The sequence below is a fragment of the Arenibacter latericius DSM 15913 genome (assembly GCF_000424985.1).
GTDB lineage: Bacteria > Bacteroidota > Bacteroidia > Flavobacteriales > Flavobacteriaceae > Arenibacter > Arenibacter latericius.
Genome location: NZ_AUKX01000046.1, coordinates 16,708 through 39,342, shown reverse-complemented (window position 1 = coordinate 39,342; position 22,635 = coordinate 16,708). Strand labels below are relative to the sequence as shown.

The 22,635-nt window shown below is 36.8% G+C and carries 14 protein-coding genes; 5 read left to right on the top strand and 9 right to left on the bottom strand.

The genetic code is table 11. The features are described 5' to 3' along the window. The 6 genes from H344_RS0113440 to H344_RS0113415 form a co-directional block, all read right to left on the bottom strand. Positions 1-249 (bottom strand): transposase (locus H344_RS0113440; RefSeq protein ID WP_205667180.1); only part of this gene is annotated, 249 nt, incomplete at its 3' end. A 42-nt stretch (positions 250-291) separates the two neighbouring features. Beyond that, positions 292-744, bottom strand: a complete 453-nt coding sequence (locus tag H344_RS0113435; protein WP_026810795.1) for a hypothetical protein — start codon at positions 742-744, stop codon at positions 292-294. Next, positions 741-1,352 (bottom strand): hypothetical protein, encoded by a 612-nt coding sequence (locus H344_RS0113430; protein WP_026810794.1) that lies wholly within the window; start codon positions 1,350-1,352, stop codon positions 741-743. The genes H344_RS0113435 and H344_RS0113430 overlap by 4 nt, the downstream gene beginning before the upstream one ends. Positions 1,353-1,399: 47 nt before the next feature. Then, positions 1,400-2,614, bottom strand: coding sequence for a hypothetical protein (locus tag H344_RS0113425; protein WP_026810793.1), 1,215 nt, complete (start codon positions 2,612-2,614; stop codon positions 1,400-1,402). Positions 2,615-2,624: 10 nt separating this feature from the next. Further along, a complete protein-coding gene (locus tag H344_RS0113420; RefSeq protein WP_026810792.1) occupies positions 2,625-3,392 on the bottom strand; it encodes a DUF4412 domain-containing protein in 768 nt (255 codons plus the stop codon). Positions 3,393-3,420: 28 nt separating this feature from the next. Continuing rightward, positions 3,421-4,362: a hypothetical protein gene (locus H344_RS0113415; RefSeq protein WP_157378279.1), complete on the bottom strand. Its 942-nt coding sequence runs from the start codon at positions 4,360-4,362 to the stop codon at positions 3,421-3,423. Between the two features lie 325 nt (positions 4,363-4,687). Between H344_RS0113415 and H344_RS0113410 the strand changes: the two genes are divergently transcribed. Further along, positions 4,688-5,533: a helix-turn-helix domain-containing protein gene (locus H344_RS0113410; RefSeq protein ID WP_026810790.1), complete on the top strand. Its 846-nt coding sequence runs from the start codon at positions 4,688-4,690 to the stop codon at positions 5,531-5,533. 198 nt (positions 5,534-5,731) lie between these two features. Here H344_RS0113410 and H344_RS0113405 read toward each other — a convergent pair whose 3' ends face one another. Together H344_RS0113405 and H344_RS0113390 are read right to left on the bottom strand one after the other, a co-directional pair. Then, positions 5,732-7,963 (bottom strand): TonB-dependent receptor, encoded by a 2,232-nt coding sequence (locus H344_RS0113405; protein WP_051254322.1) that lies wholly within the window; start codon positions 7,961-7,963, stop codon positions 5,732-5,734. A gap of 781 nt (positions 7,964-8,744) precedes the next feature. Then, positions 8,745-13,142 carry a non-ribosomal peptide synthetase gene (locus tag H344_RS0113390; RefSeq protein WP_026810787.1) on the bottom strand — a complete coding sequence of 1,466 codons (4,398 nt, stop codon included), beginning with the start codon at positions 13,140-13,142 and terminating at the stop codon, positions 8,745-8,747. 750 nt (positions 13,143-13,892) lie between these two features. Here H344_RS0113390 and H344_RS21130 point away from each other — a divergent pair. The 4 genes from H344_RS21130 (at position 13,893) to H344_RS20295 (ending at position 20,375) form a co-directional block, all read left to right on the top strand. Then, entirely contained in the window at positions 13,893-15,167 is a 1,275-nt protein-coding gene (locus H344_RS21130; protein ID WP_051254321.1) for a HupE/UreJ family protein, read from the top strand. Positions 15,168-15,194: 27 nt separating this feature from the next. Further along, the gene (locus tag H344_RS0113380; RefSeq protein ID WP_026810786.1) at positions 15,195-18,101 is read left to right on the top strand and encodes a non-ribosomal peptide synthetase; all 2,907 of its coding nucleotides are present in this window, start codon (positions 15,195-15,197) and stop codon (positions 18,099-18,101) included. 94 nt (positions 18,102-18,195) lie between these two features. Further along, complete coding sequence (locus tag H344_RS0113375; RefSeq protein WP_026810785.1) at positions 18,196-19,533, top strand: thioesterase domain-containing protein; 1,338 nt, start codon at positions 18,196-18,198, stop codon at positions 19,531-19,533. A 110-nt stretch (positions 19,534-19,643) separates the two neighbouring features. After that, positions 19,644-20,375 carry a 4'-phosphopantetheinyl transferase family protein gene (locus tag H344_RS20295; RefSeq protein WP_051254320.1) on the top strand — a complete coding sequence of 244 codons (732 nt, stop codon included), beginning with the start codon at positions 19,644-19,646 and terminating at the stop codon, positions 20,373-20,375. A 122-nt stretch (positions 20,376-20,497) separates the two neighbouring features. Here the strand turns inward: H344_RS20295 and H344_RS0113365 are convergent, their stop codons facing one another. Next, a complete protein-coding gene (locus H344_RS0113365; RefSeq protein WP_026810784.1) occupies positions 20,498-22,540 on the bottom strand; it encodes a BCCT family transporter in 2,043 nt (680 codons plus the stop codon). Positions 22,541-22,635 lie beyond the last annotated feature (95 nt).

Sequence of the window (22,635 nt, the reverse complement as noted above, 5' to 3'; positions counted from 1 at the left end):
ATCATTAGCATCCTCATATCCCTGCATCAGCATAAATACGCGTTGCTTTAAAAGTTTCTCTATCGTATGGGTGACTAAGATGGGATTGCGACTATCTGGAATAAATTGACTGAAATACCTGATTAACTTGTGTTCCCGCTCTATTTTCTCCAGTAAAACCAGAGAACCATCAGAACTTATTTCTTCTGCAGAAAAATCTACGGAAATTGATTTTTTACCTCGGTAGAAAACTGTATTTTTAGTACTCAAAATTGGGTGATTTTAGTGTTAGTAAAGATGCCTGTAAGCTCTTTAAATATAACACTTTACACCCAATTTTACTATATACCCATGAATTATCCGGGCTAACTCTTGAAGATCGTAAAAAACTAAGTTACTTAGGTTGGCAAGATTGGTTTCGGTTGGTATATTTTCTGGTAAGTTAATGGTGATAGTGCCATCGGAATCAATAGAACCAACTTTTAGGGTTTTGGGGACTGTTTTATTATGTCTTAACCTGTATTCCATGACTACCTCTGCCGGACCGTGCTTCCAATTTTCAAAAGTATTATTTTTACTCATTGTAGTATTTTTCCAATACCAATCGTCTTGATGGTTCGTGGTTTTTTTATTGCTGATTATTGTTTTATTTGCTTTTTCCGAAGTGGTTCTTGAAGCGCTGGTCGGCAATGTTTGGGATTGGTCCTTACAACCAATAATAACAATCAGAGGCAATAATATGGCGTGGCATATGGTTGTTTTCATAAATTCTTTAATTCAATTAGATTCAGTTCCCGAACGATTTTATCTAAAGATTCCTTATCAATTTCATTGGTTTTTATATCTACCGCAAATCGTTCTCCATAAAAAAGTGATAGGTTATATGAGTTGGCTCCCTTATTATAGCTTTCTTTTACTTTTATCCCGCTTATCATCCTAGTTTTAGAATACCCCCAATCGTTTGTTGTATCATAATCCATCTTGCTAGACATACGGTACGGCCCTACACCGCCAGCTCCTTTTTCACCTGCACCATCAATCACCATCACTCGTATTCGCTTGTTGCCAATATGGTAGGTGCCCCCACAAGAACCCATTTCGGGAATTATATTAAACTTGGATGAAGTGAGTGGCAGATTAAGCAAAGTATCAGGGAGCCAAGATTTAAATTGCTCTTTGGAAAGGGGGTCTTTATCCCGTAGGAGTGCCATATTCTCTTGCATCCCAGCAGCCTCTTTGGCTACGCTTTTGCTGTTTTTTATAATTTGGGACGAATCTTCAATTTCCTTTTTAAGTTTTTTTCCATTTTCTGCACAAGAAGTACCTAGAACTCCTATAAGTAGAAGGATAATCAAATGTTTAAAATGTTTCATGCTTGATAGGCTTATAGATTTATAATCACGGATTATTATTGTGAAAGCTAGTCTTTCCGCTTTTTAAGAATAGACCATTTTTCTTTTTTTCTTTTACTTTTTACCTTTCTTTGTTTTTCTATTTCTTCCTGACTTTTAGTTTTTCTATTTGCCGCTTCCTTTCTTAGTTTTTCGATTTCTTCCTGAGCTTCAGCTTTTCTAATGGCTTCTTTTTCATCTCTCTCATCTTTTTCCATTTTCCTCCATAAACCTTCTTCCAATGCTTCCTTTTTCTTTTTCTTTGGGTTTCTTTTGCGATTAAAAAAGATTGCTTCTTCAAAGGTCATGGCAGGTGGTAAGTTTACCGTCAGGTCCCTATCATAATTAAAGTTTACAGTGCCTTCATTTTTGGAATTGATAAATAGGAGCCGATCGTAGGGATCAAATACCATAGACTTCCCTTTCTCCTTGCCAGAGGCAACGGTAAGTTTTATGCAGGCATCTGGTAAGTTGTAGCAGGGAACTGTGGTCTCCGTTACATTAAATTTGTTTTTGATAATATCTGGCGAGTACATCAAGGCCCAATGTATGAAAACGGGGAACCCTACCATTTTGGTTTGCTGCTCTGTTAAGAGTAAGTTTAATGCATCACCTATTTTTTGCTTACTAGTTAATAAAGCTTGTTTAAGAGTGGGATGTTTTAAATTTATCAGTTTTGCAAGATCTGCATAGGTTTCAGCGTTTTCCTTTTCATAAGTTTCTGTATCTATTTCATAAAGATCTTTTAAGACGTTTATCGCTAATTCCTTTACATTTGTTTTAACGTAAAAATTCGGATAATCAGGGTCGTCAAAAGGCGTGTACCAATACCCTTCTTTATCTGTATATTGATATACATCCTCACCTTTATCGCCTTTGCCAAGCATAGAAAGTGCTTTGTTATCCCAATCAAATTCGGCGTACATAGCTTTTTTCAACTTAACTTTTTTACTGGTAATACTAGGAGAAGGATTAATGCCTAATAGAGCATTTAATACGCCGGGAGGTTTATAGGCAGGATCAGCGTTCATCACCATACTAATATCATTTGTGCGAAGCATAAATATTCTAAATTTTTTTCGTGCTTCTTGCTCAAAAGAATTGCTGGCAGCTGGCTTATTAAATGTTTCGTTTAAGGTGGCCTGAACACCTTCAAGAAAGCCCACTTTATCCCCCTGTGCCTGTATGGAACCATAAAAGCTTATAATAAGACCTAGTGTGAGTAAGTTGATTTTTGTGATCATCTATTTTTATTTATTGGTGATATTCAGTAGTTTTAAATACCAAGGTATTAGGCTGTAACTGGGTGAATTTAATATGGAAGTTATCCTCAGGGTTTAGAGCTGAGGTGAATGAGCTCTCCATAAGCATGGTGTTTTTTGTGAAGGGCGAGTTTGTTTCTTCTGCATATTGGGAAAACAGGGAACTAAACATAGTTGCTGGCGCTTCATTAGTCACCCAAATATTGGTTATCCCTGCATCGGTAGCAATTTCATAGCCTTCACAGGTATAGCCTAAGTGGGGTTTAGTCCCTATTGGTTTCACCTCCCTATTGGGTGAATCTCTATAGGCTGCCACCATCTTGGCCTTTGTAAAAAGGTCCATCTTCTTGCGTGCTTTTTTTTTTGAGTTGCCTATTTCAAAAAAGGACACTTCTATATATCTTTGGTTATCATACACCACATGCACCGTAATGCTATCCACTAGTTGTTTTTTAGCAAAGTACATTTCATTGGGTTGTAGGTAATATTCAATATTGCTAGTGCCTTGACTAGTGGTAAGCTGCATGGTGGTTTGATACGAAAATTGGTAATTGGTTGGTAGTTCTATATTGTTATCTGGTGGCATGGATAAGGAATCTACCATGTTGTTTGCGGCCAACGTATCGCTTTTTGAACTTTGATTATCTATACCCAAAATTTTATTTGCCACCTTATCTTTCCATTTTTTTAATATTTGAGCTTCAGTAGGTCCGCTCATTAAAAGACACATAAGTATTAGCATGGTGTATTTAGACTTCATTGTGGCTGTTTTTTATGGCGTTGATTTTTTAATTCTGATCTAATCCCAGGTTAAACAAACTTTCTCCAGGCATTTTCACTTCTGTGGAAGGCGGAATCCGTACCTCACAAGGTTCATAATAGTATTTTAACTTCCCGGCACCAGTACCTTGTTCACCATTAATATCTACATAGATCTCAGCTAGTTGGTCGTTGGCATTAAATAATACATAGCTGCCAGAATAACCCGCAGCATTGATGTCGAATTTGGTACAGCTAGATTCTCCGCAATTGACGGTGCTTTTGGAATAGTTATCCGTTTCAAAATCTTCGGATTTATAGATAAAAGCAAATTCCACCACATTAAAAGAATTTAGTCTCAAACCTTTCTCATTAAAATCCTCCAAAGCCTCGTAAAAGGGTTCTGGTGGTAATTTGTAGGATTCCACCAATTGGGTGGGAATCATCATGGACATGGCGCCAGATTTTAGGAAGCCAGATTTCTCATAACGCTCATTTTTCACATTGAAGGAGTAGGTATACCCTTCACTATCAAAATACATGGGCTCCTTTTCTTCCTTATAAAATTCGTTCCGCGCAGCCAACTCATCCGCATCAAAATAAAAGGTCTGAGATTTAGCACCTTCCTGATACATTTCTACTATTATATCAGTAGTGTAAAATTGACGCTTAACTTCTGTATTAATTAACAAAGCGGGATTTACAGATTCCCCGCTATACTTTATTTGTCTTCCATTGTTAGGGGTGTTTTTCTCGGTCTCACCAATGGTCTGAGAGTCATCTTCCTTGCCAATTAAAATGGAATCTATGGCCCTATCCGTAGTTTTGGATACTTCCCGATCTGCCCTATTAAGAATGGTCCTTTCTGCGGCATGCTCGGCCCTCTTCATTAATTTCTTCAGGATTTGCGCGTCCACAGTAACAGCTGTGAGTAGACAAAGAATGGTTATTATAAGTTGTGTTGATTTCATTGTTATCTGACTTTAGATATGATTGATGCGATTGTTTTACTTATTATCAAGAAACGATGAGGGGCTATAGGGGGGGATTGGGATGCACTTTTGGTGCAGCGTGTAATACTGGCCTTTTTATTGAGTCATTCTAAAAGTTTAATCTTTCCGGTTATAGTCTTAAAGATGGATTATCAAGAGATTAACAGGTTCTAATAAAAACTGGAAAGTCTTGATTTCCATAATAGTTTCCACCAACTTTTATTATCTTTAAAAATAGGTTTTAACGTGATTAATTCATTGTATAAAACGGACATGTAGGTTTTAAATATAATTTGACACCACTGTGGTTAAGGATTTTGCGAAGAAATTAGACTATGATACTCCAGCGGAATTGCAAAACAGTGTCCTAGGGATTATTGTTGGCAAGTCTTATAAACCTGTGACCTTAACTGGTCAGCCTATGTATGCCACTGGATTTCCACTTTTGGTATTTTCACAAGGAGTTATTCCGCAGTTTCAGATTAACGATAAAGAATTAATACCAGAATCTCCCCTAAATATAGCGGGACAGATATACAATGCTTCCGTGACCTTTAGTTCCGACGGTATAATGGATAATTTGGGCCTAGTCCTTTACCCAACTGCTATCTATTATCTATTCCATAAACCAGGCTCGTATTATTTAAATAGGTGGAAAGACCTTGTGTCGGAATCCCCAATAGATGGTAGACTGTTATATAAAAAATTGATCAATAATAGTGACCAGGAACATCGTATTCTCCTATTGCTGGACTATCTAAAGGGACTTAACAAAAACCGATTGGAACCAATAGATTGGTTAGATAGGGCAATTGCCAGTATTTTACAAAGTAATGGAATAATTCAGCAATCAATATTAGCGGAACAGGCAGGTGTTAGTATGCGTCACTTTAGAAGGGTTTTTAAAAATATAATAGGTATGCCTCCAAAATATTACTGTAAGGTAATTCAAATCAATACGGTTTTTCACCTTATGAATTCTTCGGCATCTGATAAACTTCATCATTTGGCTTTGGATTGTGGATATTACGACCAAGCCCACTTTATTAAGGATTTTAATAAGTTTATTGGAGCCAGTCCAGAAAACTTTCTAAATGGACATCATGCCTATGTAAAATCGTATTTGGGCAGAAGTAGTAAGTCCCCCTGAATTGGAATTTGGTGTTCTAATATAAATTTTTCAGTGCATTTAGAATTGAGGCTAACTAATTTAAAAAAGAGGGGAAGTCAATGTTTAATCTCAGCATGGGTTTTCTAAGCAGGGTTTATTCTAAAAATAGTCTATTAGTTAAATACATTTCAGGATTTACCAATAACATTTCTAGAATAACCTCCTACTATTAATAACCTAGAATTTAACTGTCACCTTACCTCTAAGATAAAAGGGGTTGCCAGGGGTAAAGTGTATTTCTTCTACAGGAGTTATCTCGTTTTGTAACCTACTTTCGGTAGCAAATTGCGTTTCGTTCCATTCCGTATCAAATAGATTCTCTATAATTAAACCAAAGGTCCAATTTTTAAACGCGTAATTGAGATTCATATCTGTTACGGTATATCCCTTAGCTACAATGGAATTATCCTCATTGGCGGGCCTATTTTTTATCAGCCTATAATTGATGCCTCCCGAGAAATTACCTAAATCCCGAAAAGAAACTCCTCCCGAGGAGGTTAAGTCTGGGGATAGGGGGATATAATCGGACCCTTTTGGCTCTTCCGTACTTCTGGCATAAGTGTAATTGATACCCCCGTAGAAGTAAAGCCAATCTGCAAATTGATAACGAAGGCCAAAATCTACTCCCATGCGTTTTGTTTTCCCGCTGGGTTCCACAATTCCGGCATCGCCAACATATACAAATTCTTGCTCCAAAAAGAGTGTCCAAAATGCTACATTCAGCATTAATTTGTCCAACGGTTTTACAATTGCACCTAAATCTGCCGAATAGGCCGCCGGGAGTATTTCTTTCCCATTATTGGCCGTTACTACTCTAGTATCATTGGAATGAAACCCTATACCTGTTTTCCCAAAAAACTGTACGTTTTTAGAGGGGGCATAGATAATGTTAAGTTTAGGTCCTATAAAAAACTTGTTCTCACTTTTATTATCATAGGTTTCAGATAGAAGGTTCTCATAATCAAATTTAAAATAATCTATCCTAAGGCCAGGGTTTATAGTCCATTTGTTCCTTTTATAATTGAGGTTAAAAAAACCGTAGCCGTTTAGCTCATCTATATTTCCATAGGCCAAACGCTCCAATAGTTCTTGTCTGTTTTTAGTTCTGGAAAGCTGCACCTTATTTACATCGTCATATCTAAAACCAATTCCCATATCGTACTTTAGTTGGGAATCATGGTCACCTATGTGCACAGAATGGGCATATTTGGTCTCTGTCCCGATTATGGTCCTGTTTTCTTTTTGTCTTATTTGATCACCGTTAATGGGATCTTCCAAAAAAAATGTAAAATTGGAAAACAGTTCAAAATCGTATTTGGATACGTATGCCTTTGTGGTTAGGAAAGAATGTTCGTCCATCAATTTTTTATGGTTTATTAAGAAGTTAGACCTGCTAGTATTACCTCCTTCGGTATCGTCAATTGCACCATACCTATCTATAATTCCTTGGTCAATGGCACGTTGCGGAATTTGTCCAGAAGCGTCCCATTTACTCTGAAAGTGTGATACCGTAAGGCTTAGTTCTTGATTCTCCCGATTGTTGTAATTATAGCGCCCCATTATATTGATGCGATTAAAATTTTGAGGGGAATCAAAGGCACCATCCGAAAGCACTAGCTCCGATGCCACATAGCCATTACTAAAATCGCCTTCCGTAATCTTGAACATACCTATGGTGCGGATGGTATTGAACATACCGGCCTCCAATGAAAACAGATTGTCCGTTATTTTATCTTTTGTCTTAATATCCACATATCCTGCCGTATTAAAATTGCCTTTCTCGGCATAATAAGCTCCTTTCCCAAAATCTATATTACCTATGGTTTCGGGAATTATAAAATGCATATCGGCATAGCCTTGCCCATGGGCATGGGAAACCATGTTTACGGGAAGCCCATCTACATTTATGCTGATATCGGTTCCGTGATCAATGTCAAACCCCCTTAGGAATATCTGTTCTGCCTTACCGCCACCAGCGTGTTGACCAATGATAAGGCCCGGAATTTTTTGTAATATTTCCTGTGATGATTTAACGGGATTGGCCATGACATCTATATAGACGAACTGACTCAAGGCATTTACTTTGGAGACCAGAATTACTTGGTCTAAAGATACCGCAGCTTCTTTAAGGATTACTTTAATGGTTCCATCTAGCTGGTCTTCCGATATGGTGAAATGGTAGTTTTGATAACCAAGACTGTAAAAATAAATGATATCCCCAACGGAAATATCATCTAGTTCAAAATATCCCGAAACATTGGAATAGGTATACCCGCCGGTAGTCTTGTTATAAACCCCTACTCCGTCTAAAGGTACTTGGTCTTCGGAAAGTATTGACCCATTTAGATCGTGTGCCTTTAAACCTTCAAATAGCATAAGGGCTACGAAAAATAGTATATAATTTCTCATGGTTTGTATTTTATATTATGGAATTTTGGCATCCACGGATGCCCCCATCATTGACAGGGATTTTCAAGCTTTTGCTCTCTTGTAGCCATTGGGAAGGTGGGAATGATACCGATTACACCCAAGTAAAATTTATCCTTGGTTATAATCAAGAGTTGTCCCAGGAGAACACTATGGGAATGGTTTGTTTATAGAAATATTGTAAACATCTACATTACCCATACTTTTGGGAACTAAATGGTGCCAATTGGGAAGTGCTATAAGCAATCGATATGTCCTGCAAAAAAAACGTGACAAGGATTAGGAAAGCCTAAGAATATTGGCTTAGGAAAATAAAGGAGGTTTTATCAATTTCGTTACAAACCCCTTTTTGCTGTTTTTGCTAATCATATTATAGTTGTCATTAGTCTCAACTATAAAAAATCTGGATTTTAATACTCCCGAATAGGGTGGAAGTATGCATAGCTTTATGGTGAATATAAACAAATCTTGAGATTGTTTGTTATCTTCCAGTGTGCTAAACAACAAACTTACCATTTCTAGGATTGCATGATCATGGGAAAATTCTTCTGTAACTGTGTCGTGATTTCTGTGTATCTTATGATAATTAGACAAGTTGGAGTGGGGGATGAGGTAATTAGGCAACTCTAGCTGGTGAGAAAAGGAATGGAAAACAGGAAGGAAATGTTGGCGGACTGGGTTCAGTAAATAGCAAAGCCCCATAATAATGGCTAGGTATTTAAAGATGAATGGCTTCAAGCCTTTTTTAAACCCAATTAACATGCTATTCTTCCATAAGAGTTAATAATGTTTCTTCTATATATTTGGCATATTCTGCAATGGTGGGGAGCTCAAATATTTTGTTCAGAGGGAAATTCATTTCAACTTCCTCATTTATTCTCGCCGTAACCCTAATAGCTGCTAAGGAATGACCTCCCAAGGCGATAAAATCGTCCTGAGACCCTACTTGCTTTAAATTTAGGACCTCTCTCCAAATTCCCGCTAAAAGTTCTTCTATTTCCCCTTCGGGGGCAATATATGGGACATCCATTTCTAACTGCGAGCTGTTAAGTTCTCTAAGTACACGTTTATCTACTTTCCCATTGCCGGTCAAAGGCAGCTCTTTCATATACTTAAAATGTGTGGGCACCATATAATCTGGTAATTCATTCATCAAATGAGTAGATAACTCCTTGGATCCTAATATTTGATCTCCGGAATAATAGGCCATTAACCGTTTTTTACCCATTTCACTTTCATTGGGCTCCTGGTAACCAATTTCATCCATGATCCGTTTTACTGTGGTTTCATCTATATATTCATTGATTTCCTCTAAGGTTTCTGTTCTCGTTTTATGGCCCATTCTCACGTCCCAGCTATAGGGAAAGGAATAGTTGCTATATCCCTTCTGCTTTTTATGCACATAGATGCCTACTTGGTTGATAAGGCAGTTTGTAGAGCGACCTGTGTCAGTAGGTCTTACCCATCCTACTTTTTCCTTAAGGAAGACGAGCATTTCTTCTAAGCTTACATCGCTATACCTATAGTAGTCCACGAACTGAACTTTTTCAAAAGTCTCATTTTTACTAAACACGTCAACATCCAATAAATATTTAACGGCATCCTCTTCCTGGTGGTAAAGTTTTCTGGCTTCTAAAATAGTGCGATCTATAGTGGCAACATCTACATTTTTGTCCCAAAATAGCTCTTCTGTCAAGCGAGTTTCAAAAAATTGTCCACGTGAAAGTCCGGTTACCACAAAGGGAATTTGTTTCTCCAAGGCAATTTTACTGCTTAAGGTATATATAGTTTTAAAACAGCCATTACATACATTTTTGTGTCTGTGCAGGCTATCTACAAATATCCGGTTCATATGTGGGGTGTTCCCATAAATATGATCTACCCCTAGTTTGGTGACAATTTTGTCTACATTTTGCTTGGCCTGATCGGAGATATAGCCATTATCTAGTGTAAACGCCAATACTTTAAGTCCTAATTCTATAAGTTTGGCCAATACATAAGTACTATCCTTGCCTCCACTAAGAAGAGATATGCAATCGTAATTAGGGCTATTGCCTCGTTTGGAGGTCAATAAGTCTCTTAGCTCGTTTTCAGTCTTAAAATAGCGTTGCGCCTGCTGCTTGTACCCTTTAAATGCGTTGCAAATATGGCAAACGCCATTTTCATCGAAATCTACATTTGGATAGTTGGAGGGAAGTCCACATGCTGTACAATTTATAACTTCATTTTCAGGAATCGGTTTATCCTCTTCAATGAGTACCACAGCAGCATTTTGTATCCCTTGATGCTTTATCATATTGGCCTCTATATCGGATAACTCTATCCGGAAACCCCTAAGTTTTACTTGTTCGTCCACTCTTCCAAGGTATTCCAAGTCCCCTGAGCTGTTTTTTCTGGCCAAATCTCCAGTGCGATACATTCTTGTGCCCTTTACAAAAGGGTTGGGACCAAATTTTTCTTCGGTCATCCGTGGCGAATTAACATATCCTTCCGCCAAACTGGCGCCACTGAGATATATTTCACCGGTAACCCCATTGGGAACCAGATTATGACGGGCATCTAAAATATAAACATCCATATTATAGATAGGGTGTCCAATAGGAACCGATGAACCAAGATGTTTAACTTTGTCATATTGGGCTACTATACAACCTACTGTTGCTTCCGTAGGACCGTATTCGTTGTACATCCGTAGTGATCCGCCAAACCCGTTTTGTATGGACCTAGCTAAGGCGGTTTTAAGGTCTTCGCCACCAACAATCATCAATCTAATTTTAGAATTTGATAGGTCCATTCCCTGTAATAACGCCAAATGAGAAGGAGTAAGTTTAATACTATTTACTTTATTCTCTTGTAGGACCTCCATTATGGAAATATCGGGTCCGCTTAAGCTCTCTTTGTAAATAACCAGTTCCCCTCCGGTGATCAGCGGTAGAAAGGTGGAGGTTATAGTAAGATCAAACCCTATGGAGGTAAATAGAGGAAAAATAAACCCTTTCTCCATGGCATAAGCCTTCTTAGCCCATTCCATATAATTATATACGGCCCCGTGGGAAATAAGTACCCCTTTAGGATTTCCGGTAGATCCGGAGGTATACAGAATATAAGCGATACTCTTACTAGGGATCACTATGTTCCCTATTTCTTTCTTCTGTTGCTTTAAATAACCGGCATTTTTATCCAGTATTATGGTTTCAACGGAAGTGTCGGGTAATTTAGGTTGTAATCGGCTGTTGGACAATATAAGGTGGGCTTCTGAATTTTCTAGAATATATCCGATGCGTTGGGTGGGTTGGTCCGATGGTATCGGAATAAATGTTCCCCCGGTTTTAAGCACCGCCAAAACGGCAATAATATACTCAGGACTTCTGTCCATATAAAGTGCTACCCGTTTCCCTTCCTTAATTCCCTTGGTGATTAAAAAAGCGGCAAGTTGATTGGATTTTTGGTCAACATCAGCATAGGTATAAAGTTCGTTTTTGTAATGTAATGCAGTTTGGTTGGAATTAGAAGTTGCGGTTTCCGAAAATTGCAGGATAATAGGTCTATAACCTTCAAGCGGTTTTATTGGGTTACCTATCAATTCCTTTTTTTCTTTTTCACTAATTAGTCCAGGTTTATCCAAAGGTTGGTAGTAATCTTCAAGGAAGGCATCTATAAGGTTAAGGAAATGAGTGGGGGCATTGGAAATAAGATCGGCATAGAAAACAGCATGATTAAAATCCATTAGAATTTCAAATTCTTCCGTATTGTTAAAATCGGTGACATGACAACGTAGATTATGAGTAGTTTCCATATGGTTATTAAAGATCCACTTGGTCTTTTGTGGGATTCCATCAAATGCAGGAAAACTGTTGGGAATATAATTTAGTATAGTATGGAAACTTTTATTTATATCAGGGGTTACCAATCCGGAAATGGCATTTTTTAAATAGTCATTGGTCTCTAATTTCACTTTGTTCAGCAAGGTAATGAAGGTGTCCTCTTCTTCAATTTCAGTGACCATAGGAAAAAATTGAATAAAATATCCCACGGTTTGCTGAAACTGCTTGGTCATCCGGTTATGGTTGGGAACCCCAATGGCCAACTTCTTTTGTCCGCTTACCCTATAGAGGTACGAATAAAGTATTGTTAGAAAAATATTGAAAAGTGTTACATGTGTTGTCCACCCACGGATTTCTGGTTGTTGAGACAGCTTTCTCAGTTTTTGTGAGCGTTCTGCACCTAATGGTAGAACCACTCGTGAGGATTCGGTATTTGTAAAATTGTTATGGACGCCATAAAGTTTTGGTACCGCTTTTAATTCTTTTACTTTATTGGCCCAGTAAGCTTTGCTGTTATCATTTTTTGGATTTTCTTGTTCTAATATTTCATATTGGATATAGTTCTGAAAACTTGGGGAATCAATAATCATTTCCCAATTGTCAGTTTTAATGTTTCCGTAGTATTTTTGGGTAAGGTCATAAATTAGCGCCATGGAGACGGCGTCGGTTACCAAGTGGTGCATATTCAGCATCCAAATATACTTCTCTTCGCCCAGGTTTAGCAGCACGGAATCAAAAACACATTTGGAAATATCGATAGGTCTTAAACTCCATTGTTGTAGCCATTCCTCTACTATATTGGACGGCGTATCTGCAGGGAATTCAACTACCTCAAGGTCGTAATCCATACGTTGCAACACGGTTTGCTTGGGCTCTCCGTTGTTCCCTACAAGAAAAATGGTTTTAAAGGCATCTATTTGGGAAATTACCTTATAGAAGGCCGTCTTAAAGGTATCCACATTTAGCGCCCCATTTATTTTAAAGGCATAGGCGGTATTGTGCAGGGGAACGTCTGGATTTAATTGTTGCCCCACCCAAAGGGACATTTGTGCCTGTGATAAGTCTAACAACGTATTGCTAATCTGGTTTTGCAGTTTATTATGGGACCTTTTGTTAGAGATATATTGAACAATGCTTTCTATAGACATAAAATTTTCCATGTTCATATCTTCTGCTGGAACTTTAATTTCAAATTCCGCCTCTAGAAACTCAATAAGTTTAGCCATACCAATAGAGTCAATAATTCCGCTTTCCAAAAGGTTTTCCTTTGGTCCAAGATCATCCAATGGTGCCATGGCAATTTCCGTCTTTATATACTCTATGATCTTATTGTTCATTCTATTTGATTGGGTTATATCATTTTTTCGATTATCGAGCTTAACAAGCTTCGACACTGACCTGAAAGAATTGAGCAAATGAGCCTCATATTTTTTTCTGTGATTCCTTCCGATACCTTATTGCTAAACTTTGATTTAATTGTCTGTTTCTATGTGTCTTTATTTGTACGGATCGATTTCTAATTCCTTGGTCGATATTATAATATGTAATAAGAAGAAGTCGAATGCTTTTTCTTAGATATAATTCTTTTCCTTTTGTTGTTTTATTGATGCTTTTAATAGTTCCAATTTATGTGAACGGAATAATTGTCCTGAGTTTAGTACTAAACTTTTCCATTTTATTGCCCAAACCCATTAAGCAATAGACTTTAGTTAATCTGAAATATTGATATAGTTTGAATTAATAATAGTACTCTCTAAATACAGTAGAGGCTCTTTATGGCGATAATTAACGGAGTCTGTACAATATTTATTTGTAGGTATCAGACAAGAGAGCCGGGGGCCAAAGAATTATTCCTTAAACTGTTTACAAGATAAGGGTGGAAAAATCCTGTTATTGTAAAGTTAAATTAATTCTGATTTGACTACCAAATAATGGGTGCGTAGATTAACAGATAAAACAATGTATTCGTCGATAAAATGATAATAATTCAAAAAACATAAAGAAATAAAAAAATATTTATATGTAAATTACCTTATAGTTAAGTTTATTTTAATGTAAACTTTCAATAACCAATTATTTTATCTATCATGAAATACCTTGCCTACCATGCAGTATTAATTTTATTTTTTTTATTGCCATTGAGTGGGCAAGCACATCAACCTAACCAAAGCTTTATCTATTTAAGGGTATACGAGAATGAAAATGTGGAAGGTAGATTTGAAATTCACAATAGTGATCTACAAACCTATTTTGGATTGGATATTAAAGATACACCAAAGCCTGATGACGTTAGGCCATATTATAACCAAATAAAGGAGTACTTGCTTAAACACAGTAGTTTTAGCTCAAAAAACAAAGCCTATAAGATTGTTTTCACGAAGGAAATAAGCATCTTCCCGGTAGTAAAAGGCACCTTTGTAAGATTTCATTTTTATTTGGAGGATTCTAAGGAGCTACCTGATGAAATAGAGGTTACTTATTCGGTGCTTTTAGATGAAGATCCCAATCACGTTAACATGTTGGCTTATGAATATAATTGGAAGGCCGGTTTAATAAATAACGAATCCATAGTAGCCTTGGATTTCACCAAGGGAAACGCTACCAAGACCTTATCGCTTACCGATTCTTCCATTTGGAAAGGGTTTGTGGCCATGGTAAAACAAGGAATATGGCATATTTGGATAGGTCTGGACCATATTCTTTTTTTGTTGGCATTGATACTTCCCTCGGTAGTTCGTAGAAAAAAGAGATTGGTAGAGGTTGCACCTGGGAAAACGGAATCTAGATATTATATATGGGGATGGGAACCGGTTAAAAAATTTAAACCTGCATTTATCTATATTATAACGGTAATTACCTTTTTTACCATTGCCCATACTATAACGCTAACTTTGGCATCACTAGAGATCGTAAGTTTACCTTCCAGGGTAGTAGAGTCCATTATCGCATTATCTATTGGTCTTGCAGCGTATCATAACATCACTCCAATTTTTAAGGGAAGGGATTGGGTCATCGCATTTGTATTTGGGCTTTTTCACGGTTTTGGGTTTGCCAGTGTACTTGGGGACCTTGGTATAAAAGGGGAGTTTCTTACCCTAACCTTATTTGGCTTTAACCTTGGAGTGGAGATTGGACAGGTAGTCATCATTGCCTTAATTTTTCCAGTGCTGTTTTTTATTCGAAAGATTAAATTCTATCCTCATTTACTAGTTTATTTGTCCTTCCTGCTCATCATTATTTCATTGTATTGGTTTATAGAACGGGCTTTTGATTATGATATGGTTCTTGATGAAAAAATTAGAAGACTTGGAGGGGATATATTAAGGGCTCTAGGATTAAGGGAAGACTATTATAAAACTTAAAGCTGTAATCTTAAAGGAAAAGGTACTATGTCTATTTTAAGTAGATGGAAGAATAGGGAGAAAGACAATACAGAGCAAAAGACTATTACTAAGGCTCCTGTAAATGTTAGTATTCCTTTATCCAGGGGACAGCAAAGGCTCTGGTTTTTGGAACAACTCTATCCCAAAAATCCGGTATATAACTACGCAGAAATCCATATTTTCAAAGGTGCATTGAATAAGGAAAATTTATTGAAAAGCCTGCAATTGGTCTTTCACCATAATGATATATTAAGATGCTCATTTCACTTTAAAAATGGTGATACGGTCCAGGAAATTGATTTGGAACCTGAACTTAAAGTTGCTGAATTTGATCTCAGTCATTTATCTTCACAAGAATTGGATCTGCAAAAAAATGAGATTCTATTTTCCGATGCCACAAAACCCTTCAATATGCAAAAAGCACCTTTAATGAGAGCTTCCTTAATAAAGGTGGGGGAATTAGAACATATTTTGCTTGTTACCATGCATCATATCATTACAGACAAATGGTCCATGGGAATTTTTAGAGAACAACTTGCCAAATACTATATCCAACTTGGTCTTGGTTCTACAGTTATTTTGGAGAAAAATAAAATACAGTACACGGATTTCGCTTATTGGCAACAAGAAATAGGAGTAAACACTTCACAGGTAGACTATTGGTTGGATAAACTCTCGGGGGAAATTCCCCTGTTGGATATACCTGTAGATTTTGTAGTGCCCAAGGAATATTCCTTTAAAGGAGGTACCCTTACTCAGGATTTATCCAAAAATCTGTCCCAACAAATATTGGATTTGTCTAAAAAATTGGAGACTACGCCCTATATATTCTTACTGTCCGTTTACTATGTTTTATTGTATCGGTATAGCGGTCAGTCGGACATCATTGTAGGCACTCCAATGACCAACCGAAATGAGAAAGTTCTTGAAGAGGTTATTGGATTTTTTGACGAAACCATAGCTCTGAGAACGGAACTATCTCACGAAATGTCATTTTTGGATCTGGTAAAAATAGTTAGAAAGACCACATTGGAAGCTTTTTCCAACAAGGATGCCCCTTTTGATTTGTTAGTGAAAGAATTAAAGCCGCAAAGATCACTTAGCAGTAATCCGTTCTTTAGTACGATGTTCATCTATCATGCCGTACCAGAATTGCCCTCCTTTGGACCCGATATTGCGTTGGAGTATTCCTATTTTGATTTTGGAGTTTCCAAGTTCGACCTTACCCTTTATGTATCATATGAAAATGGCTTGTTGTCACCTTCTTTTGAATATGCTACAGATTTGTACGATGAAGTTACCATAAAAAGATTTCAGGAACATTATAAGCTGTTGTTGGAAGGGATAATATTAAATCCAGAAATGGCCATTTCCAAAATACAGATGATGACCCAGGAAGAAAATGAGTTTTTCTTCCCATTAAAAGATACAGTTGAAGGTCCATATTCAAAATACAATGGTATTCATGATATTATTTCTGAGGTAGGAAATGAAAATCCAGAGATATGTGCACTAGCGTTCGGTGATAAGTCCATGAGTTATGGCGAATTAATGGCGAAATCTGAGGTAATTGCAGCAAGAATTCTTAAAGAAACAAGGGGTAGGAATGAAATTGTGGGTTTATGCGTAAATCGGTCTATGGAGATGATTGTTGGTATGCTGGCAATATTAAAAGCCGGATGCGCCTATTTACCCATTGATTCTGAGTACCCCAAAGAACGAATTTCATTTATTCTTAATGATTCTGATGTAAAAACGGTGTTGATCCAAACCCAGCTCAACAATTTATTTGATGGCTTTGATATAGAATTGATCGATCTGAATGATTTAAAGGTCCCTACTGTAGGGGCAGATAAAAAATTTCCTCATGTGGAGCGTGATGCCCTGGCCTATATTATATATACCTCTGGGAGCACAGGAAATCCAAAAGGGGTGCCCATTACCCATGGCAATATTATTAATTCAACCGAAGGCAGGCTGTTATATTATAAAGATAAAGCCCCTGTTTTTTTGCTTTTTTCCTCCATATCTTTTGATAGTTCCAAGGCGGGAATTTTTTGGACTCTATGTACCGGGGGTACGTTGGTGATTTCGCAAAAACACTTGGAGCAAGATATGGATCTAGTGAGTAATATAGTTTTGGAACACAACATTAGTCATACTTTAATGCTTCCCTCATTATATAAAATGGTATTGGATTATGGCAACTTGAATAAATTAAAGTCCCTTAGTTGTGTTATTGTAGCGGGTGAAGCCTGTCCTTCTTCCTTGGGTAATCTTCATTTTAAAAAAATACCCCAGGTAAAACTTTACAATGAATATGGCCCTACGGAGGCAACCGTCTGGTGTATTGCCCATCAAATTTTAGAGCAAGACCTACAGCAAAGTATTCCTTTAGGAAGACCAGTAGCAAAGGCAGAAATATATCTATTGGACAAGTACCTTCGTCCAGTTCCTTTTGGGGCAACAGGTGAAATTTATGTTGGAGGTCCCGGGCTGGCTGGGTACTATATTAACAACTCGGCGCTAACATCTGCCGCTTATGTAGATAATCCCTTTAAAAAAGGTAGCCAAAATAAACTTTATAGAACTGGCGATCTAGGTCGGTATAGAGTAGATGGGGCTATTGAATTTTTAGGCAGGACGGACCATCAAATAAAAATACGTGGTTACCGTATAGATTTGGATGGGATTGAACATGTAGCCAACGAGAGTCCCATGGTGGAGCGGGCAATAATAGTGGCGGAAAAAACTGGACATAAGGCAGGTTCTATTGCAATTGATTCTGATTATACTGCTGAAATCATGGCGTATTTTGAGTCGCCTACCCACAGGCAAAAAGTGATTGATGTTGTGAATGCTGTAGCCTCATTAAAAGCGGAAGAGAAAGAGTATTTGTTACGCCAACTGTAGTGAGATGTAAGTATAAAAAAGGTCCAGATAGGTTGCCATTTTACAGTAGGGACAAGCTTGGGGATTGGATTTTTATGTATTAAAATTTTAGATCATGGAACTTACATTTAAAGATAGGCTAGAACAGCTCTCCCTTGAGGAAAGGAAATTGATTCTTTATAGATTAAGGAATTATGAATCTAATGTAAATGAATATGAGTCCGAGAAAAGTGTAAAAAAGATAGTGGCCTATATTAAACCAGGCCATAATTTTAACATGGACAGTTTTAGAAAGTACCTAGATGAACGTCTTCTGGGATATATGAAACCTTCCTCCATTTATCTGATTGATGAAATCCCCTTGTTACCAAACGGGAAATTAGATAAAAAGACATTAAAGGAATTGAGTGTTTCTGTATGTTCACAACAATCAACAGAGACTGTTGCCCCAACACAGCAGCTAGAATCTGATCTAGTAGATATTTGGGAAGATATCTTAAACTTCTCTCCAATTGGCATATTGGATAATTATTTTGAAATTGGCGGTGATTCTATGACCTCTATTCGCATGTTTTGGCTTATTGAGAAGCGGATGAATGTTAAACTGGCACCCAGTATCCTCTTTAATAACCCTACTATTCAGGCAATGGCCAGAAAAATAGAAAGCTCCAAAGTTAGGCAGTCAAAAGAATTTAGGTATGTGGTGCCCTATAGATCAATAGGAAATAAACAACCTTTATTTTGCATACACGGTGGGGAGGGGCATGTATTGTTCTACCAAAAGTTCGCTAATTATTTGGATGCTAGAAGACCGGTATATCTAGTGCAACCAAAAGGGGCAGATGGCGCTGAAAGCTTGCACACCAGCATAGCTCAAATGGCTAGTGATTATTTAGAGGAGATAATACGTGTACAGCCAGAGGGACCTTATAATCTATTGTACTACTGTTGTTGCCCATTAGTGGTAGAAATGTCCAATCAACTGTCTAAGCTTCACAAAACCGCTAATGTTATAATTGTTGATAGCTCTCCAAAACATATAGAAAATGTGGAACGGGATGATAACAGCCATCGGTATATAAATTATTTCAGAAGATTTTTAAATCGGCCATTTACAACTATAAAAAAATCCTTCATTTATAGGTATAGACGATATTTAGAACCTATATATGTTTCCTTAGTAAATGATACGTTTCAAAGACGACAATTAAGAATTCGGAATCGACTTGCTGAATTGCAACAGGGTTATGAATGGCAAAACTTCAATGCCAAATGCACCCTGATAATCGGTCGTGATGGAATAGAAAGATTTAACCAAAAAGATATAAACAGTTGGAATCATTGGTGTGTTAACAAAGTAGATGTATTATATACTCCTGGTAATCATTTTAATATTTTTGAGGACCCACAGGTAAAAGAGCTTGGTGAAAATGTAGAATTACATTGCCTTTAGGTTAATATACAATCTTAATCCTTTTAATAGCTTATCGGTTCCTATTTGGATATGGGATTTCTACGAGAATTTGGAGTATAGACCAATTAATTAGTTAGAAAATTATAAGGATGTTATCAGTAAATTTAGAAAAGCTTATTCTACCCAATAATCAAATTCATTTTTACTATGCTGATATAAATGATTTTATTTCAAATGTCGGAGTTATGCAGGAATGGCTTACTGCAGATGAAAAATTAAGGGCAGGTCAATTTAAATTTCAAACAGACCAAAACCGATTTATTATTGCTCGGTGGTTACTGAGGTCTTTGTTGTCCAATTATTTGGAAATAGATTTTGGAGAGGTAGTCTTTGAATATGGGGAATATGGAAAGCCTTTCTTCAATACGAATCAGAATATTAAATTCAACCTATCCCATTCAGGAGATATGATCGTTTTTGGATTTGTGAAAAATTTCGATATTGGAGTGGATGTTGAAGTATTGAAGATGGATTTTGATGTAATGGATATTGCCTTAAAGTTTTTTTCTAAAAAGGAGGTGGGAATGCTCCAATCCCTACCGGAACAGAGGAGGGAGGTGGCTTTTTATCGCTGCTGGACCCGAAAGGAAGCCATTATTAAGGCCTATGGATCTGGATTGTCGTTTCCTTTGGATACATTTTCGGTTTCTATGGATTCTGATGATACAGCGGAATTATTGGAAGCGTCAATTGGTGATCTAGACAAAGAAAAGTGGCGACTATTTTCAATCAGGCCCAAAACCGATTATTTAACGGCAATAGCTGTAAATAGTAAGATAACACAGATATTATTCAAGCCATTGATGTTGTTGGAATTATAAATCTATAATGGATAGCCAACGGACCTGCCCATCATCTATCAACCAGATAGTGTATATATCCAGTTTCTAAATATTGTGACATAAGCTTTCCAGAAATTCATTATTCCAAAGTGCAACTATTTCTAGTTTTTAAACTTTTTCTTTACTTTTTTTATTTTTTTATGATGACTATTACTACTTGTAAACATCACGTTCTTCTCTTCCGTTAACAACTTCAAATACCTTTCATAATGCTTTAAAACATCTATAATTAATTCGTTTTTGGTAAAATAAAGCACACTATAACCTTCTCTGGTATCTCCGAAGTAAGAAAGGGGAAAAAATGATTCGTCCTTATTCACGCCGGGCAGGTTCTGTTCCTCTAACAAATATTCGGGTAAGTTTCTAGATTGGGTCTTTACACCATATTTAAAGTTGTTTAAAATATGATGTTCTATTTCTATTTCAATTCTATGCGGGTCTTGATGCGCATTGATTTTAGAGGTTATTTCATATTTGGATAATACCTCTTGCATTTCTGTAAATGCTTCTTTTACTGTAGTACTGATAAAAATATCAATAGCGGACTTATTTTTAAAAGTTACTATTTGCTTTAACTTATCTTCCCACGAATCTGACGACCATAGATCTGTGGTAGCCGAAAAATCTCTATTATAGTACTTATAATCGATACGTAATGCTTTTACTAAACTCACAATAAACAGGATCATAATAATAGAGAAAGGTAAGGCTGTAATAAGCGTCATGCTTTGCAAGGCGCCTAAACCTCCGGCATTTAATAGAACAAGGGATATAACAGCTAACAGTCCGCCCCAAAGTGCGATTTGTAATTTAGGAGACTTTGTAGAGTTCTTAGTTGCTATGCTATCCATAACTACTATACCTGAATCTGCTGAGGTTACAAAGAATATGATAATGATGAAAATAACCAAAAAGCTTGTTATTCCAGATAGTGGCAAGTATTCTAGGAAACTAAACATAAGTACATCTGGGTTCCCCGCTATATTACTTAATGCGCCATTTGCTACATCGCTATCTACCCATATAGCACTATTGCCAAATACCGTCATCCAAATAAAATTGAAAGTTGTTGGGATTAAAAGTACTGCAGCAACAAAACTTCTAATAGTTCGTCCTCTGGATATTTTCGCAATAAACACCCCGACATATGGAGCCCAAGAAATCCACCATGCCCAATACAAGATGGTCCAATCATAAAACCATGGTAATTCATCTGTTTTGAAGGCATGCGTGTTAAAGGTTAGTTCTATAAAACTACTTATATAATATCCGATTCCTTCTGTAAAGCTTCCTATTAGGTGGGTGGTAGGTCCTACAGCAAGTACAAATAGTAATAAGAATACCACTACGACAATATTAATACTACTCAAAATTTTTATACCCTTGCTTACACCCGTAACTGCAGATAGGATAGCAGCTGCAACCAAAACACACACAATAATCACCTGATAAGTGAAGCTGGTATCTGGAAAAATATTCATATTTACCAATCCAGAATTTATTTGCAAAACTCCAAATCCTAATGTGGTTGTTATACCAAATAACGTACTACAGAGTGCAAAAATATCTATCACATTTCCCCAAACTCCATTAATGCGGTCTTTTAGTAGTGGATAAAAACAACTACGCAAAGAAAGAGGCAGCTTATATCTATAGGTAAAATAAGATAGAGATAAACCAACGACTCCATAAATTGCCCATGCGTGTATACCATAGTGGAAAAAGGTATATAATTGTGCATTTTTGGCTCTCGTAATCGCATCATTAGCTGCAAAAACTGGGGCAGTATAATGTTGCATTGGTTCTGCTACACTAAAGTACATAAGCCCAATTCCCATACCAGCTGCAAAGAGCATCGCAATCCATGAAAAATAGGAATGCTGAGGTATGCTATCATTATTTCCCAGTTTAATATTCCCATATTTACTTAATACTAGGTAGAACAAGAAGAATATAAAAATATTTACAGACCAGACATATATCCAGTTAAGATTAACGAAGATAAAATTCTTTATATGATCTAAAACAGCCCCTGTTTCAATGGGGAATATGCCTGCTAATAAAGAGGTTAATAGAATAAAGATTAAACTCGGAATAGTGATTCCTTTATTTAATGTGATTTTATTATTAAGTCTTCCTTCCATGAAATTTTTTTAAACGTTTTATAATTGATGTCCTATGTAAATTGATGAAGGTGCTGATTTTAACTTAAAATTGGTGAAAATACTTAAATAGCTTT